This is a genomic window from Psychrosphaera aquimarina, assembly GCF_032461525.1.
Classification (GTDB): Bacteria; Pseudomonadota; Gammaproteobacteria; order Enterobacterales; family Alteromonadaceae; genus Psychrosphaera; species Psychrosphaera aquimarina.
Genome location: NZ_JAWCUA010000001.1, coordinates 596873 through 611680 on the forward strand (window position 1 = coordinate 596873; position 14808 = coordinate 611680).

Annotated in this window: 9 protein-coding genes and 1 pseudogene; 6 read left to right on the top strand and 4 right to left on the bottom strand. The window is 37.9% G+C overall.

What is annotated here, in order from left to right:
* Positions 1-583 precede the first annotated feature (583 nt).
* From RT723_RS02750 to RT723_RS02760, 3 genes are all read right to left on the bottom strand, one after another.
* Complete coding sequence (locus RT723_RS02750) at positions 584-964, bottom strand: hypothetical protein (RefSeq protein WP_315945794.1); 381 nt, start codon at positions 962-964, stop codon at positions 584-586.
* Between the two features lie 71 nt (positions 965-1035).
* Positions 1036-2112 carry a tryptophan--tRNA ligase gene (gene trpS / locus RT723_RS02755; RefSeq protein WP_315945795.1) on the bottom strand — a complete coding sequence of 359 codons (1077 nt, stop codon included), beginning with the start codon at positions 2110-2112 and terminating at the stop codon, positions 1036-1038.
* A gap of 329 nt (positions 2113-2441) precedes the next feature.
* Positions 2442-2936 (bottom strand): helix-turn-helix domain-containing protein, encoded by a 495-nt coding sequence (locus RT723_RS02760; protein WP_315945796.1) that lies wholly within the window; start codon positions 2934-2936, stop codon positions 2442-2444.
* A 314-nt stretch (positions 2937-3250) separates the two neighbouring features.
* Here RT723_RS02760 and RT723_RS02765 point away from each other — a divergent pair, with 314 nt between their 5' ends.
* Positions 3251-6073 carry a trypsin-like peptidase domain-containing protein gene (locus tag RT723_RS02765; RefSeq protein ID WP_315945797.1) on the top strand — a complete coding sequence of 941 codons (2823 nt, stop codon included), beginning with the start codon at positions 3251-3253 and terminating at the stop codon, positions 6071-6073.
* A gap of 749 nt (positions 6074-6822) precedes the next feature.
* On the opposite strand, the gene RT723_RS02770 is transcribed toward RT723_RS02765, so the two are convergent.
* On the bottom strand, positions 6823-8007 hold the full coding sequence (locus tag RT723_RS02770) for an acetyl-CoA C-acyltransferase (protein WP_315945798.1): 1185 nt from the start codon (positions 8005-8007) through the stop codon (positions 6823-6825).
* Between the two features lie 533 nt (positions 8008-8540).
* Here RT723_RS02770 and RT723_RS02775 point away from each other — a divergent pair.
* The 5 genes and pseudogenes from RT723_RS02775 to RT723_RS02795 all read left to right on the top strand — a co-directional run bounded on the left by RT723_RS02775 (position 8541) and on the right by RT723_RS02795 (position 14787).
* Positions 8541-8927 carry a MerR family transcriptional regulator gene (locus RT723_RS02775; RefSeq protein WP_252731806.1) on the top strand — a complete coding sequence of 129 codons (387 nt, stop codon included), beginning with the start codon at positions 8541-8543 and terminating at the stop codon, positions 8925-8927.
* Positions 8928-9012: 85 nt separating this feature from the next.
* A complete protein-coding gene (locus tag RT723_RS02780) occupies positions 9013-10182 on the top strand; it encodes an isovaleryl-CoA dehydrogenase (protein ID WP_315945799.1) in 1170 nt (389 codons plus the stop codon).
* Between the two features lie 91 nt (positions 10183-10273).
* A pseudogene (locus RT723_RS02785) lies at positions 10274-11882 on the top strand (carboxyl transferase domain-containing protein).
* Between the two features lie 9 nt (positions 11883-11891).
* Positions 11892-12737, top strand: coding sequence for an enoyl-CoA hydratase/isomerase family protein (locus RT723_RS02790; RefSeq protein WP_315945800.1), 846 nt, complete (start codon positions 11892-11894; stop codon positions 12735-12737).
* Position 12738: 1 nt separating this feature from the next.
* On the top strand, positions 12739-14787 hold the full coding sequence (locus RT723_RS02795) for an acetyl/propionyl/methylcrotonyl-CoA carboxylase subunit alpha (protein WP_315945801.1): 2049 nt from the start codon (positions 12739-12741) through the stop codon (positions 14785-14787).
* Positions 14788-14808: the final 21 nt, after the last annotated feature.

Genomic DNA, 14808 nt, shown 5'->3' on the forward strand with positions numbered 1-14808 from the left:
TTTGTTTTCGTATGAATTCAGTTTTACTCCGAAAATTTAGTAAATAAGGCTATTTGAACCTTTATGTATTTTCTGATGTTATTTTTATCAGACGATCAAGTTTGAGATATTTTGCTTAATCTCAGTGATAACAGAAAGACGTATGACCTAAATCATGCTTTAGTTATATATATTTGTTACCTTAGCAGCGCACAATAAACCTTCCATAGTATTGGCTTACGAGCTCAATTGAAGTCACAAGAAAACAATTGATACTGCGACATACCTCCCCAAATAATAAATGAATTAATACATGGCAAAGACACAATTGTTTTTAACCCGTTAAAAAATTTAACCAATCAATTTGATAAATTAGTTAATGGTAGATTATGGGTTAATGTTTTAATCGCTCTAGGTTTAAGGGGGATTGTGGAATGCACCAGAGCATAAGCTAATTAACACTAAATAAGGTTTAACCCCGATTTTGAAATTAAAGTGGGTGTTCTGGTTATTTTTATAGTTATCATTTCAATTTATTTATTGAATTATATATAAAAAGTTTGAGTTTCGAGTGGGTGGCCTTTGAATTTATTAAGTGCAAATTCTAATATTGCCCTTTTAGCCACCTTTTTGCTGTTAGTTTTTCAAGCTTCCTTCTGTATTTCTTGGGCGAAAATTCTTTAGTATTCCCTTTCATAACTTCAAAAATATCTTCTGATATTATTGCACCAATGGCATGAATTGTTTCGTGCCGACTCAAGCCTTGCCTTGTAAGTTTTGCAAACGTTTCAGGTATTAAATCAACTCCCATTGCTAATTGATTCTCAACTATCACATGAATTGATGAATGTAACCGTATGGCATCTTCGGTTAATTCAAGATCTAAGTTTGAATGGAAATCATGAACCAATTCAATTCGTATCCCTTCATCTAATGCTAACCAATTTTCAGCATCTACTTGTTTATTGGGATTATAAATATCCATTATTTCCTCCAATGCATGAACTCAGATCTTTGTATCTAACAAAGCTGTTAAAATACGAGTGGGTGCCCCTTTTATTTGCTAATTGGAAGTGCATCACCTAATTGAGTATAGACATCATTTGGTGTTTTAAATAAGTTAAGACCAAATGCACGCTTAACGTTATGTAACACTTGATTTGATTCTTCTTGAGACTTTTGGCTACCAACTCTAAGAATGTCTATTAATTGAGATTTATCTGACATAAATATTTCCCTACGTTCTCTAATTGGCTTTAAGATCTCTTGTAAGCACTCTTCTAGAATTTTTTTAGTGGTTCCGTCACCTAAACCACCATTTTGGTATCTATCCTTCAGATCATTAATATAAGCTGAGTCAGGGTGGAATGCATCTAAATATGTGAAAACAACATTACCGTTAATTTGTCCTGGGTCTTCAACATTTAAATGATTAGGATCGGTGTACATCGACTTTACTGCTTTCGATATGTCTTTTTCACTGGAGTTCAAAAGAATACAGTTGCCCATAGATTTTGACATTTTATTTTTACCATCCGAACTTGGTAAGCGTGGCACTTTACTTAATAATGGCCGACACTCCACTAGAATGTCATCTTGTGCGATATGGTTTAATTTCCTCACTATCTCATTCGTTTGCTCAATCATTGGCAATTGGTCTTCACCAACAGGAACTAAAGTAGCTCTAAATGCGGTAATATCTGCGGCTTGACTAATCGGGTATGTTAAAAAACCTGTTGGAATTGACCTACCGAATGATTTAGCTGAAATTTCACTTTTCACAGTTGGATTTCTCTGTAATCTTGCAACAGAGACTAAGTTCGAATAGTACATTGTCAGTTCAGATAACGCGGGAATAGCTGACTGCAAACAAATAGTTGTTTTTTTAGGATCAATACCGACAGCCAAATAATCAGCGACAACATTCAAAATATTGGACGATACTTTGTGTGGATTATAACCGTTATCAGTTAAGCCCTGTAAATCTGCAACTAAAATGGTTTGTTCATGGTCGTGTTGTAGTTTCACTCTCTGCTGAAGCGAGCCAACAAAATGCCCCAGGTGAAGCTGACCAGTTGCTCGATCTCCAGTTAATATTTTTTCTTTTTTTAAGATTGTTCTTGGATTGTGCATAATATGACTCCTAATTGTACCATCGGAGACATAAATAAGGTTATTCATAAGCAGTCTTCCGACGGCTTTGAATAAATGTGATTCAGCGCCGCTCTATAAAATAGAGCGCCACCATGTAACTGTAATGAAGTTGTATGTATTGTTCATTTGCATTTTTTAAGGCTACCATCCATCAAAAAATGATTCAATGAAATTTAGCTTAGCGCAAGTTCTAACGTAGACACCCACTCTAAAATACGAATGGTTGGCTCTTTTATTTTTTTAGAGGTTAATAAAATACAAGCAGTTACCTTAGTTTGTATTAATAAAATCACCCAAGATAGAGCCTGTTATCCTTCCTTTTTATAGTTATCCATGGCCTGCTTAATTTTTTTCATTTCCCATTTATCTCCAAAGGGTTGAAATACTATATATCCATGTACGGCGATGATTAAAGCAAAAGATATTGCACATGAAACTAGTGCACCTAAATTGTCACCTTGGTTATAATTAGGCAATAAAAAGAGAACAAAAATGGCAATTAAAAAGAGTGTTAACATGTAGAATTCTTTTTTTGCTTTCACTTCAGCTTTTACAGTTTCTAAGTCAAATTCAGGTTCTGAATATTCTTGTATATTTGTTTTTTCACTTTGGTTACGTATGCCATTTTTGATTTCGTTTATATCAATTTCAAAAACTGATGCTAAAGACTTCAACGTTTCAAGACCAACACTTTCACCTTTCTCTGCACGTTGGATCGTACGAATATTTAACCCGCTCAATTGAGCTAGTTGCTCTTGAGACCAATTCTGTTTTTGCCTTAAGGATTTAAGAAACATAAACATTTCTCTCTCTTACTTTCATTGTGCGGTAAATATAATCCAATCTTACTTTGTTAGAAACGACAAAAACATGACAAAAACACGACAATCCAGTGATTTCCTTTATAAAAGACAATGCGGACACATCAAAATAAAGATTGATAGAAAGTAAAAGTGAGTTTAATAATGTCACTTCCCTCTTTTCATTAATTATTTAACGTGTTTTATTTTTAAATACTCTGTCTTGATTTTATATTACTTTGACTAATATTTTACGAAGTCATATCATCGATTATTAAAATTAAATAAATATAAATCAACGATTAAGGTTAATAAGGATGTTATTAAATAAAACAAATATGGCACAATCTTTAGTGTTATGTTTTTCACTTATATTTTTAACTAATTGTGCTCCAACAACAATTAAAGAAAATTGGAACAACACGGTTGAGTTAGTATCTAGTGGCGTAGTCAGTATTCAAACTGATGTACCAGTAAGCTTTGATGGTAAATGGAATAGCAGCGGTTATGGCACTGGTTTTATAGTTGATTCAAAAAGAGGGATAATATTAACCAATAGACATATTGTGACCCCTGGACCAGTAACCGCTAAAGCAATATTAATAAACAATGAAGAAATAGATTTAACCCCTTTGTATATAGACCCAGTGCATGATTTTGGGTTTTATCGCTACGATCCTAGCCAGATTAAATATTTGCAACCTCACCAATTTAAGTTAAGTAAAAAGAAACCTAGTGTTGGTCAAGAAATCCGCATCATAGGAAATGATGCAGGACAAAAAATTTCTATTTTAGATGGAACCATTGCACGACTTGATCGTGAAGCTCCGGCCTACGGCCGTGGTCGATATAATGATTTTAATATTTCCTATATTCAAGCAGCCACCGCTTCCAGTGGAGGTTCTTCAGGATCACCAGTAATTAATATACAAGGAGAAGTCGTTGCGCTTAATGCTGGCGGCCAAAGTAAATCAGCTAATGCGTTTTATTTGCCTTTAGAAAAAATTAATATTGCGCTTAAGAAACTTCAAACAAACGAACAAATTTATCGTGGAACAATCCAAACTACTTTTATAGTTAAACCTTATGCTGAGTTACAAAGGTTAGGTTTAAATAACACATTAGAAGTAAAATACCGTGAACAATTCCCTGATGTATTAGGTTTGTTAGTTGTAAATTCAATAATTCCTGAAAGTTCTGCCTCAAAATCACTTGAAGTTGGTGACATTTTATTAGACCTAAATGGACAATCGATTGCCGAGTTTTCAACTCTTGAAACTAACATAAATAATAATGTGGGACAGAGCATAAAATTAGCAGTACTAAGACGCGGTGAACTACTATCATTACAAGTTGATGTTGATGATTTAGATACTATTACTCCTTCTTCATACTTAAAATTTGATGGGGGCATTTTTCATAACTTATCCTACCAACAGGCAAGGCATTATAATAAGCCTATCAAAGGGGTATATGTCGCTAATTCTGCTGGTAGTTTTAAACATGCTGGACTACCGCATAATAGTGTGATTACAGAATTTAATGGGGTTCACGTTGATACCGTAGAAGAATTTAATAACCAATTAAAACTCATTAAAAACGGAACAAAGGTACATTTACGTTATTTCAATCTTAATAATCCTAATACAAGCAATTATGCACTTGTTGAAGTAAATAGTACTTGGTTTGAATTTAGTTTTTGTAAAAAAGATGCGGCTTTAGGCCATTGGCCATGCAGTCAATCGATGCAATTATCTGAGCCTGACCTAGTGGTTACTGATACCACTAATAAGCCCGCTATGAAAATTAGTGATCATATAGAAGATGCCTTAGTTGAAGTTAGTTTCTCTAGTCCTTATTCCATACAAGGTCGCAGTGGAAGCAGCATAAAAACGGGAACCGGGGTAATCGTTAATATAGAAAAAGGTTTGGTTGTTGTCGCAAGAAATGTTGTTCTTAGTTCACTTGGAGATGTCGACCTAACATTTAACAACCGTTTAGAAGTGAAAGGTAAGGTTGAGTATATTCACCCTTTGCATAATTTGGCATTAGTATCATTTAAGCCAGAGAGTGTTGCGAAAATAGCACTAGCACAAGTCTCATTAAGTAAAACATCTATAAAAAAAGGAGATCGCATACTGCAAATGGGACTTAATTATGACGGTGTCGTTGAGTATCGTGAAACGAACGTTGACACCATAGATGAGCTTTGGTTAAAACAATTCGAAGCACCACAGTTTATTGAACGAAATATAGAAGTGGTTAACCTCATAAATCCTAATTTATCTGCAGATGGTATTTTACTTAATGAAGCAAATGAAATGACCGCATTTTGGACAATCTTTAATGAACGAAATGGAGACGGTGTTAACACTCTGATGGCTGGTATTACCGTAGATTATATTGCAGAGTTAATTGAATTTTACGAAAGTAAAAATCCAATTTATTCCATAGATTTAAATTTAACAACGATAGCACCGGTAAATGCATTAAAAATGGGCTTGCCTGAAGAATGGTTAGTAAAGTCAACAGAACAAAATTCATCAACTGGTAAGTTACTTATTGTATATAATGTCGCTAAGAGCTCCAAAAGTGCTGAAATCTTTAAGCGTGGGGATATCTTATTGTCGATAAATGACACCCCAGTATCTTCTTTTAGACAAGTAGAATTATTATCTCAATCACCTGAATTGAAAGTGACTTACTTTAGCGAAGGCAAGGTTTATTCCGATACGTTAACAACGGCACGTTTAACAGGGAATGATATTGAACAAGTATTTTATTGGTCTGGTTTATATCTGCATACCCCGCATAGAGCGGCTCAACAGCAAGGTAATGTCGGTGAAGATGGCGTGTATGTAGCAAGTTATCGGTATGGTTCTCCTGCCACTCGTTATGGACTTTATGCAATGCAGCGAATTGTCGAAATAGATGGACAGGCAATTAAAAATACAGACGATTTTGTAAAGGCCGTTAAAGGCAAAAAGCATCAAGAGTCTGTTTTAATAAAAACGTTAGACTTTAGAAATACCTCAGGTGTCATCACGTTAAGAGTTGATAATAATTATTGGCCATTTTATGAGATCAAATACAAAAATGGACACTGGCAGAAAATCAATCATTTATCCGTTACAGAGTAACCCTCTCCCCCAATAAACACCGAGTAGCGTAAATAACGTTACTCGGTTATTTAAAATCTGAACATCCACTTAATTTACTATCTTGAAGTATCAAAAATTGCATATTTTTGGCGCAACTCCATCTTTCCATCTAAATATTTCTGAAGTGAAATAAGTTTCCTTGAAAAATTTGAGTGTCTGTCCTTGTTATTTAATTTACATATGTCGCTTTATTACTCACTGGATACAAAAGAACAATTGGGGCGTTTTACTAACTATAGGAGAAAGTGGCATATAAAGCTGTAATGCTTTTGCTTTTGCTTTTGCTTTTGCTTTTGCTTTTGCTTTTGCTTTTGCTTTTGCTTTTGCTTTTGCTTTTGCTTTTGTTGTTGCTCTTGATCTTGCTTTTACTCCCGATTCAAAACATCTGTATTAAATATTAACTTTTCTCTAATCGAGCGGGCATGGATGCCCGATTGAGGAAAATGTTCAGGGACGAATGTTTTTCCGTATTTGAAGATAAAAGTTAATATTTAATACAAATAGATGTTTGTTTACGGGCGGCCTTTTTGGGTTACGTTTTTGGGCTGTTGCAAAAAGGTAACTTGCCGAGGGGCGAAACCTTAAAGTTCAAATAAGTAAGATATAAAAACGTCAACTCTAAAAGCAACCTATAAAAAGCACAAAAAAAAGACCAACAATGTTGGTCTCCTCTCTATTCATAAAACACCTAATTTAAGCATCCATAAACGCCAGTTTATAAGTAAAAACTAAACTAGTTCTACAGCAATAGCCGTCGCCTCTCCACCACCAATGCACAAAGACGCCAACCCTTTAGTTAACCCACGGTTTTTAAGAGCATGTAATAAAGTAACAATAATACGTGCCCCCGATGCACCTAAAGGATGACCCAAAGCACATGCGCCACCGTTTACGTTTACTTTATCAGTAGGTAAATTCATGTCTTTCATTGCCGCCATGGTCACCATAGCGAACGCTTCGTTTATTTCAAACAAGTCTACATCTTCTACTGACCAACCCGCTTTGGCTAACGCCGTTTCCATCGCGCCAATTGGGGCTACTGTGAATTTTTCTGGTTCAATTGAGTTTGTGCTGTAACTTACAATTTTAGCCATTGGGGTTAAACCACGTTTAGTCGCTTCTGACAGTTTCATTAATACCAATGCCGCAGCTCCGTCACTGATTGAAGAAGAGTTTGCTGCGGTAATCGTACCGTCTTTGGCAAAAGCTGGACGTAAACTTGGGATCTTATCTATTTTAGCGTTACCCGGTTGTTCATCTACCGATACCACATAATCACCTTTACGTGATGATACCGTTACCGGTGAAACTTCATTATCAAAACGACCGCTAGCAATGGCTTCTTGAGCACGGGTTAACGAACGGATTGCGTAGTTATCTAATTGTTCACGTGTGAACTTAAATTCATCTGACGTATCTTGAGCAAAACAGCCCATCGCCTTACCTTGATACGCATCTTCTAGACCATCTAAAAACATATGATCCATGGCTTTGCCATGACCCATTCGCATTCCGCCACGGGCATTTGGTAACATATAAGGTGCGTTTGACATGCTTTCAAATCCACCAACAACCGCCACATTGATAGAACCTGCGCTTAATGAATCCGCAGCCATCATGGCCGCTTTCATGCCTGAACCACATACTTTATTTATGGTCGTTGCACCTGCAGCTAAACGCACCCCAGCTTTAATTGCCGCTTGACGAGCTGGCGCTTGCCCTAAACCAGCAGGTAATACACATCCCATAATAACTTCGTCGATATCGTTGCCTGTAATACCTGCTTTTTCAATTGCTGCAGCAATTGCTGTAGCACCAAGTTCCGGAGCCGCTAACGATGAAAGACTGCCTTGAAAACCACCTAATGGGGTACGTTGAGCCGATACTATAACTATAGGATCTTGATTGGACATGTTTAAAACCTCTGTTGATAACGTAAATGTTTATTATTGTTTGTTAAAAGTCATAAGCTGTAAGCTGTAAGCTAAAAGAAATAAGTAAAAAAGCATATTCTTTATTTTACTGTAAATAAAAAATTTCCACGATACTACCAAAGTAGCCTGCCTAGCATTTAGCTTTTCACTCAAAGCTCGCGACTCGAAACTGCTTTGTTTTTGCTTTTCACTTAAAGCTTAAAACTGCTTTTGTGGTTCATTGTGACCTGCCTCGCAACTTTATAAAACTATTGCACACAACTGAATGACAAAGCGCAAATGGATTTGTGTCTTGTTTTTTTTACAATCTTGCCTTATTTAAAATGTTCAAACTCTAAATAAAGATAAATACTAAGTTTACGTTAACGTAAACTTACCCTATTATAATTCCAACAATAGTAAACACAATAGTACGTCTATTTGTGTATACGACTATCACTATAAATTTCATGTCCTGTATGACAGCAGACGTGTTGTTGGTACAGATAAAAGTAGATTTAGGAATGAAACAAATGGCTACCGACCAACCTATACAATTTAGTATTGGTGAACTCGCCAAAGAGTTTGACATTACCACCCGCAGTATTCGGTTTTATGAAGACCAAGGCTTATTAGCACCACAGCGTAAAGGTCAGACCCGAATATATTCGCAAAAAGACAAAGTCAGACTAAAACTTGTATTGCGCGGTAAACGTTTGGGCTTTTCGTTAGCAGAAACTAAAACCATATTTGACCTGTACGACACCGAAAAATCTGAACAACGTCAACTTGAAACTATGTTGCAACTGATTGCCACCAAGAAAGAAATATTGGCGCAACAGTTACTCGACATTACCTCGGTAATGGACGATTTGGAACAATTGGAACAAAACTGTAACGAAACACTAAAACAGCTTTAAACACTTAATTTATATAAACGAATAAGAACTCATTCTGGTGAATGCCACTGGAACACACTAATTAATAAAAACAAGAGACCTACTTATGATCAGCTCATTCTCAACAATCAACTTTAATCTTGGCGAAACCGTAGACATGATCCGCGACCAAGTAAATGCTTTTGCCCGCGACGAAATCGCACCAAGAGCGGCACAAATAGACATAGATAACGAATTCCCAATGGACTTATGGCGTAAATTTGGCGACATGGGTTTATTAGGCATGACGGTTGATGAACAATATGGCGGTTCTGGTTTAGGTTATTTGGAACACGTGGTCACTATGCAAGAGATCAGCCGCGCATCAGCATCGGTTGGTTTAAGCTACGGTGCCATGTCTAATCTTTGTTTAAATCAATTAAACAAAAACGGTACTCACGAACAAAAAGCTAAATACTTACCAAAACTTTGTACTGGTGAGCACATTGGTGCGTTAGCAATGTCTGAACCAAACGCCGGCTCTGACGTCGTCAGCATGAAATTAAAAGCCGAGAAAAAAGGCGATAAATACATCTTAAATGGCAACAAAATGTGGATCACTAATGGTCCAGATGCCAACGTATATATCATCTATGCAAAAACAGATACGTCTGCCGGTTCAAAAGGCATAACGGCATTTATCGTTGAACGTGACTACCCTGGTTTTTCTCGTCATCAAAAACTAGATAAGTTAGGTATGCGCGGTTCTAATACATGTGAATTAGTATTCCAAGATTGTGAAGTCCCTGCTGAAAACATTTTAGGTGAAGAAGGCAAAGGTGTACGTGTATTAATGTCAGGTCTTGATTACGAACGTTTAGTGTTATCTGGTGGTCCACTTGGGATCATGGATGCTTGTATGGATTTAGTGGTTCCTTATATCCACGACCGTAAACAGTTTGGTCAATCTATTGGTGAATTCCAATTAGTTCAAGGCAAAGTAGCCGACATGTATACCCAAATGAATGCGGCTAAATCTTATGTCTATTTGGTTGCGCAAGCTTGTGACCGAGGCGAAACCACCCGTAAAGACGCTGCAGGTGTTATTTTATATTCTGCTGAACTGGCCACAAAAATGGCACTAGATGCGATTCAGTTATTAGGCGGCAATGGTTACATTAATGAGTTCCCTGCAGGTCGTTTATTACGTGATGCTAAGTTATATGAAATTGGTGCAGGTACTTCTGAAATTCGTCGTATGTTGATTGGTCGTGAATTATTTAACGAATCAAAATAAATAAAAACAATATACGTTTATTTTAATGACTACTTTGAAGCACAAGCTTGTTTAGCCAGTGCTTCAAAATTAAGAGTTAAGAAGAGAGACCATGGCAAAGATAATAAGTAAGTTAAATCCACGCAGTGCTGACTTCATTGAAAATGCACAACATATGCAAATACAGGTTGATGACTTAAAAGCTAAGTTAGAAAAAATTAAACTTGGCGGCGGTGAACGTAGCCGTGAACGTCATTTATCTAGAGGTAAATTATTACCAAGAGATCGTGTTGATCATTTACTAGATAACGGCTCTCCGTTTTTGGAGCTGTCTCAACTAGCCGCCTATGAAGTTTATAAAGACGACGTCCCTGCCGCCGGCATTATCACAGGTATTGGCCGTGTTGGTGGCCAAGAGTGTGTGATCGTCGCTAACGATGCCACTGTAAAAGGCGGTACTTATTATCCGTTAACGGTTAAAAAACACTTAAGAGCACAAACCATTGCCCTTGAGAATAACTTGCCATGTATCTACTTGGTTGACTCTGGTGGTGCAAACTTGCCAAATCAAGATGATGTATTTCCAGACAAGGAACACTTTGGTCGTATCTTCTTTAACCAAGCTACTATGTCAGCACAAAACATTCCGCAAATCGCGGTAGTTATGGGCTCTTGTACGGCAGGTGGGGCTTATGTTCCTGCCATGGCCGATGAATCTATTATTGTTAAAGAACAAGGCACTATTTTCTTAGCGGGTCCTCCTTTAGTGAAAGCAGCGACTGGTGAAGTGGTCACAGCGGAAGAACTTGGTGGTGCCGACGTACATTGTCGTACTTCTGGGGTATCTGATCATTTAGCTCAGAACGACAACCATGCACTCGAAAATTGCAAGAAGTGCCGTTGGTAACTTAAACCGCACTAAAGACGTTCAACTAAAAATAAAAGAAGTGAACGCCCCTGATTATTCTGGTGAAGAGCTTTACGGTGTTATTCCAAAAGATCCTCGCAAACCTTTTGATATTAAAGAAGTCATTGCCCGTATTGTAGACGGCAGTGAGTTTGATGAATTTAAAGCCTTATACGGTTCTACGTTAGTCTGTGGTTTTGCTCATATCTATGGTTACCCAGTTGGTATTGTTGCCAATAACGGCATTTTATTTGGTGAGTCTGCTGAAAAAGGCGCGCACTTTGTAGAGCTTTGTGCCCAACGTAAAATACCTTTGGTGTTTTTGCAAAACATCACAGGCTTTATGGTTGGTAAACAATATGAAGCTGGCGGTATTGCCAAACATGGTGCAAAAATGGTTACCGCGGTCGCTTGTGCCAAAGTGCCTAAGTTCACCATTTTAGTGGGTGGCAGTTATGGTGCGGGCAATTATGGCATGTGTGGCCGTGCCTTTGATCCAAGATTTTTGTTTATGTGGCCAAACGCCCGTATCTCAGTAATGGGAGGCGAACAAGCCGCTGGTGTATTAGCGCAAGTAACTCGCGATCAAAAAGAAAAACGTGGTGAGTCTTGGTCTGAACAAGATGAAGCTGAGTTTAAGCAACCTATCATTGATACGTACGAACACCAAGGTCATCCCTATTATGCCTCTGCCCGCTTATGGGACGACGGTATCATTGACCCTGCAGATACCAGACAAGTGCTTGGTTTAGCCATTTCTGCATCATTAAACAAAACCATTGAGGATACCAAGTTTGGTATCTTTAGAATGTAGGGAAAGGCAATGACTAAAGAATTAAAGATTCAAGAAAATGGTCAAACCTTAGGCCAGCCTAAAGTCTTGTGTACCGTCGATGGATTAGGGGTTGCAACAGTCACTCTTAATAACCCCGATAAACACAATGCGTTTGATGACGAAGTGATTACTTTATTGACCACATTGTTTGCCAATATAGCCAGTAACCCTGACATTAAAGTGATGGTATTAAACTCTACAGGAAAGAGTTTTTGTGCTGGGGCTGACTTAGGCTGGATGAAACGCATGGCCGATTATTCGTATGAAGAAAACCTTGCAGATTCAAATGCCCTCGCCCAGTTATTTAAAGTATTAAATTTTATGCCACAAGCCACGATAGCCCAGGTTCAAGGTGCTGCATTTGGTGGTGCCGTGGGACTAGTTAGCTGTTGTGACATAGTCGTTGCATCAGACAAGGCGAGTTTCTGTTTAAGTGAAGTAAAGCTTGGTTTAATCCCCGCAACTATCAGCCCGTATGTGATCAATGTTATTGGTCTAAAAGCAGCAAGGCGTTATTTTTTAACGGCTGAACGTTTTTTTGCCGACCAAGCCAAACTCATCGGTTTAGTGGATGAAGTCGTTGCCGTTACTGAATTAGAAAATGCTACACAGACCTTTGTTAATACTTTATTAGCCAATGGACCTTTAGCAGTTAAAGCCGCTAAACAGCTTGCACTCGATGTTGCACATCAGCCAATTGAAGACACACTTATTGCCAATACCTCTGAACGTATTGCTGCGATACGCGTATCTGATGAAGGCCAAGAAGGCTTAACCTCATTTTTTGAAAAACGTCCTGCTAATTGGCAGTCATCTGACGTGAAGGATAACTAATATGTTTACTAAAATACTCATTGCTAACCGTGGAGAAATTGCTTGTCGTGTAATTAAGACAGCTCGTGCCATGGGGATATTAACGGTTGCGGTTTATTCAGACGCTGATAAAAATGCCATGCATGTGCAAATGGCGGATGAAGCCGTTTATTTAGGTGGTTCGCCTTCTCGCGAAAGTTACTTATTATCACAAAAAGTCATAGATGCAGCCCTTTTAACCGGTGCGCAAGCAATACATCCGGGTTACGGATTTTTATCTGAAAACTCTGACTTCTGTCGTTTATGTGAGCAAAATAACATTGTCTTTATTGGTCCACCAATTGGTGCGATTGAAGCTATGGGATCTAAATCTGCCGCTAAAAGTATTATGGAAAAAGCTAATGTGCCGTTAGTACCTGGTTATCATGGTGACGATCAATCTATGGATGTGATCAAACAAGCTGCGGACGATATGGGCTATCCAGTATTACTTAAAGCCACTGCCGGTGGCGGTGGTAAAGGCATGCGTCAGGTTTGGAGTGAAAAAGAATTTAAGTCTGAGTTTGAAGCTGTAAAACGTGAAGCATTATCATCATTTGGTGATGATCGTATGTTGGTTGAGAAGTATTTAACTCAACCTCGTCACGTAGAAATCCAAGTGTTTTGTGATAATCATGGCAATGCGGTTTATCTATTTGAACGAGATTGTTCAGTTCAGCGTAGACATCAAAAAGTAATTGAAGAAGCGCCAGCGTTTAACATGTCTCCAGAACTACGTGCAAAAATGGGTGAGTCTGCAATTAAGTCTGCTCAAGCTATTGGTTATCAAGGTGCGGGCACGGTTGAGTTTTTATTGGATATTGATGGTTCTTTCTATTTCATGGAAATGAATACTCGATTGCAAGTAGAACACCCAGTTACTGAAATGATCACAGGACAAGACTTAGTTGAATGGCAATTACGTGTTGCCGCTAACGAGACCTTACCTAAAACACAACAAGAGCTAACAATTAACGGTCATGCATTTGAAGCACGTATATACGCTGAAGATCCAGATAATGACTTTTTACCAGCGACTGGCCATTTACAGTTTTTACAAACTCCTATTGAAAGCCAACACGTTCGTGTCGATACTGGTGTACGTCAAGGCGATGATGTCAGTGTGTTTTACGATCCTATGATTGCCAAACTAATTGTATGGGATGAAAGCCGCGAAAAAGCGTTACAACGTTTAACCAAAGCGTTAAAAGAATATCGTATACAAGGTGTGACAACGAACATCGACTTTTTACATAACGTGGCCAGTTGTGACGCTTTTGTGACTGAACAAATTGACACTGGGTTTATTGAAAAAAATCATGATCAAATCTTTTCAGAAAACAATGCCAACAACCAAAACATAACCCATCAATTACCTATGGCGGCACTGGCATTAGTTTTACAACAATCTAAAAAAGCGAATAGCCATGCCACAACTAGCACAGACGTTCATTCGCCTTGGCATACCAATAATGCATGGCGCTTAAACCAAGCTAATTTACATCCTATAACTTTGTCTCACAATGAAGTGGAATTTAACGTAAATGTTGAACAACACCCTAGCGAAACTAATGTTAACGGAAACATCCGTTATACCATTACGGTTAGTTCACAGGACAAGGACAACCTTGTATACCAATGTGAAGGAGAATTAGCAGGCAATAGCCTTAATTGTTTTATCGATGGCGTTCGTCGCAGCATAACAGTAGTTTTTGCTGATCTTGATGTCTGTTTATATACCGCAGAAGACGTATATAAGGTTACTCAAGTATTAGCAGATATGGGTGATGCAAGTGACGATACCAGCGCAGGAGGTTTAACTGCGCCAATGAACGGCACTATGGTAAGTGTATTAGTGAGTGCTGGAGATAATGTCGAGAAAGACCAAGCACTGATGATCATGGAAGCCATGAAAATGGAACATGTCATTAAAGCGCCAAGTGACGGCATGGTTACCTCCTTGTTTTATCAAGCTGGCGACATGGTTGATGGTGGTTCCGAACTTCTGAGCTTTGAAGCTACTGACGTTTGAATCCTGTAACAATTAACCGTG

Excerpts from the sequence above, each read along its gene's own strand:
- RT723_RS02750 (WP_315945794.1), bottom strand. The coding sequence starts at position 964 with ATGGATATTTATAATCCCAATAAACAAGTAGATGCTGAAAATTGGTTA.
- trpS (WP_315945795.1), bottom strand. The coding sequence starts at position 2,112 with ATGCACAATCCAAGAACAATCTTAAAAAAAGAAAAAATATTAACTGGA.
- RT723_RS02760 (WP_315945796.1), bottom strand. The coding sequence starts at position 2,936 with ATGTTTATGTTTCTTAAATCCTTAAGGCAAAAACAGAATTGGTCTCAA.
- RT723_RS02765 (WP_315945797.1), top strand. The coding sequence starts at position 3,251 with ATGTTATTAAATAAAACAAATATGGCACAATCTTTAGTGTTATGTTTT.
- RT723_RS02770 (WP_315945798.1), bottom strand. The coding sequence starts at position 8,007 with ATGTCCAATCAAGATCCTATAGTTATAGTATCGGCTCAACGTACCCCA.
- RT723_RS02775 (WP_252731806.1), top strand. The coding sequence starts at position 8,541 with ATGGCTACCGACCAACCTATACAATTTAGTATTGGTGAACTCGCCAAA.
- RT723_RS02780 (WP_315945799.1), top strand. The coding sequence starts at position 9,013 with ATGATCAGCTCATTCTCAACAATCAACTTTAATCTTGGCGAAACCGTA.
- RT723_RS02790 (WP_315945800.1), top strand. The coding sequence starts at position 11,892 with ATGACTAAAGAATTAAAGATTCAAGAAAATGGTCAAACCTTAGGCCAG.
- RT723_RS02795 (WP_315945801.1), top strand. The coding sequence starts at position 12,739 with ATGTTTACTAAAATACTCATTGCTAACCGTGGAGAAATTGCTTGTCGT.